This window comes from Haliscomenobacter sp. (genome assembly GCF_040403615.1).
Lineage (GTDB): Bacteria > Bacteroidota > Bacteroidia > Chitinophagales > Saprospiraceae > Haliscomenobacter.
Genome location: NZ_JBBAKG010000244.1, coordinates 1 through 2,390, shown reverse-complemented (window position 1 = coordinate 2,390; position 2,390 = coordinate 1). Strand labels below are relative to the sequence as shown.

At 50.0% G+C, this 2,390-nt stretch carries 3 protein-coding genes; 2 read left to right on the top strand and 1 reads right to left on the bottom strand.

The features are described from left to right. Positions 1-747: hypothetical protein (locus tag ABW391_RS29275; RefSeq protein WP_353485449.1), on the top strand; the 747-nt coding region annotated here is incomplete at its 5' end. Between the two features lie 3 nt (positions 748-750). On the opposite strand, the gene ABW391_RS29270 is transcribed toward ABW391_RS29275, so the two are convergent. Beyond that, on the bottom strand, positions 751-1,860 hold the full coding sequence (locus ABW391_RS29270; RefSeq protein WP_353485448.1) for an acyltransferase family protein: 1,110 nt from the start codon (positions 1,858-1,860) through the stop codon (positions 751-753). Between the two features lie 93 nt (positions 1,861-1,953). On the opposite strand from ABW391_RS29270, the gene ABW391_RS29265 reads away from it, so the two are divergent. After that, positions 1,954-2,390 (top strand): hypothetical protein (locus ABW391_RS29265; protein WP_353485447.1); only part of this gene is annotated, 437 nt, incomplete at its 3' end.

The following is a 2,390-nucleotide window of genomic DNA, read 5'->3' as shown; positions in this document are numbered from 1 at the left end:
ATTGCTGCCGTGATTATCGCTATTGCCGCAAGCCTGGTATCACTGGTCCTGAGTATGAACTGGGAGTTCGACCAAAGTTCCTTGAAGGACTCATTCTTTGCATTCCCCGGTGTGCTGTTCTGGTCGGCAGCGGTAATGCCATGGCTAATCATTGCGCTGTTAGCACTAATCACTTTACGTCTGCGTGAAAAGGATCTACCGTTTCGCGCGGTTGTCTTGAGTGCAACCGCCATGACCGTCATTGCACTCACTCTCACATCCTTATTGACCCGACCGGCCGTCGTGTGGACCCAGACACGCCTAACAGTCACCGGCGTTGGAGTCGTCACCCCTGCTCCAGCCAGTGACGTTCTTGCAACTAATTCCTCTGGCGAATCCCCGGACTACATACACCGAGCTGATGCCAGCGTTTGGCTCAAGGACAACACTGCTGAGTCTGATCTGATTGCAACATCAGCACCGAGTTTGACAAATATCCCAGCGTTAACGGGCAGAAAGATGTACCTCGCAGGGTCCGAGTATCAACTTGGGCTTGGAAATGCAGCAGAAGCAGACACCGTTTTACAACGATTTGATCTTTCCACTGCATTAACCACAAACAAATGGCCAACAATAAGTGCACAAATGTGTGCTGCCGGAGTGGATTGGTTTTGGATCGAGGGCGCAGATCCAAACTTTTTCAAATTGAAGGCCACATTTAGTTCCGGATTCGTTTCCATCTACCCGAGTGCCTCTATGTGTGAGTAGTTCTTAATGAATGTACTTACGTGCAGCATTCAAAATTGGTTTCTCCAAAATTCGCCAGGAAACCCAACCGACCGCCCATGAAATAAGAGTTGCCACAATCCAGATCACAACCAGGGTGATGGTATTCCACTCCACTGAAGTCTGATCATCTCCGGGAAGATCCAATCCACGATAGAAATCTTCGATCCAGCGCAGCACCCAGAAATGGAAGAAATACATAAAATAGGAATACCGACCAATACTGCAAAGCATTTCCCCAACACCCGGTATCGCATTAAGTGCCAGTGCTAATAACACGCCAAAAACTACATATCCCAGAACAAAGTAACCCGGGGTGTCTTGGGAATAAGTGCTGAAACCAACCAACACCAAAGCCGAGGTGACAAGCAACGGTGTCTTGACTTTATTGGGGAACAAGCCGGTTAGTCCTTGTTTACTCCACATGCGAAACAGGGCTAAACCAAGGCCGCCCAACAAGAAAAATGGCCACGTATTGAATAGTTGCAATCGCAACCAACCTGTGATTGCGATACCGAAAACAGAACCAGGATCAACATGCTGCTGTAGGTATCGAGCGAGCACAGCGGATAGAAAGCCGACAATCACTGTCCCAGCGAGAAATGCGGCACTCTTCTTTCGAAAAAGCGCAAATAGTGTGTAGTGACCCATTTCCTGTTGGATTGTAAGACCACCGGTGGGAACGGCAGCCAAATTGGGGGTTAGCCAACCGAGGAAAAAAATGCTGATCGCCAGCGACAACCAAATATTTCCCTCGGGGTTTGGATTCGAAAGAAAAACAAATGTCGCAACTACAAAAACAATCCACAAAGGCCAAATTCTCGCCCACCGTCGAGCCCAATAACTGCCCTGCGAGAAATCTCCATGACCGGTATACAGGCTAAACATCAACCAGCCTGAGAGAACGAAAAATAGTTGAACGCCGAACTGGCCGTAGTCAAAAAGTTTGAAGAGTGGCGCGGGAATGTTGTAACTTCCGGTTACCGCCACCGTGGCAGAAAGTGAGTGAGTGGCAACTACCATCAAAATCGCTATACCCCGGACAGCATCCAGCGCAGGGATACGACTGTGATGTATCTCCATCTGGGCTCCCATCCCGGTTTCGCTGCGCCACACACTATCTCCGAGCGCTACCCTAGGAGGTGGATAGGTCTTTCACACAATAGTTCCTCTGGGAGGGGAAGTCCCATGTCACTCTTAACCCAAGTTGCAGATCGAGTAACGGGCGGCAGACTCACCAAACGTTCCTATGAAAAGCGACTCGAACGCTATCTGGACACAGGTCAGAGGCAGTCCGGTGACGGTGAAATCCTGACCGATGCGTTCCTGATGTCCGCTGGCGAGTGGCTCACAGAGTCTTCCCAGGCAATGGCCACGGGACAGGGTCGCTATAACTTCGAAAAAGCACACGACTTCTTGGGGTTGTGGTCCCAGCCTGGTTCTAAAGAGGCCGCACTCACCAACCTCCACCGTGATGGTTACGCAATCCTTGATACTAAATTGGATCCAGGCATTATCAGTGAACTCACGGCAAAATTTGCACAAGCTCCCTGCACCTTGACTTCCGACAAAGAAACTTCGCTCGCCAAGGGCGAGACGGTCACGGTTGATTTTTCTCACCCACT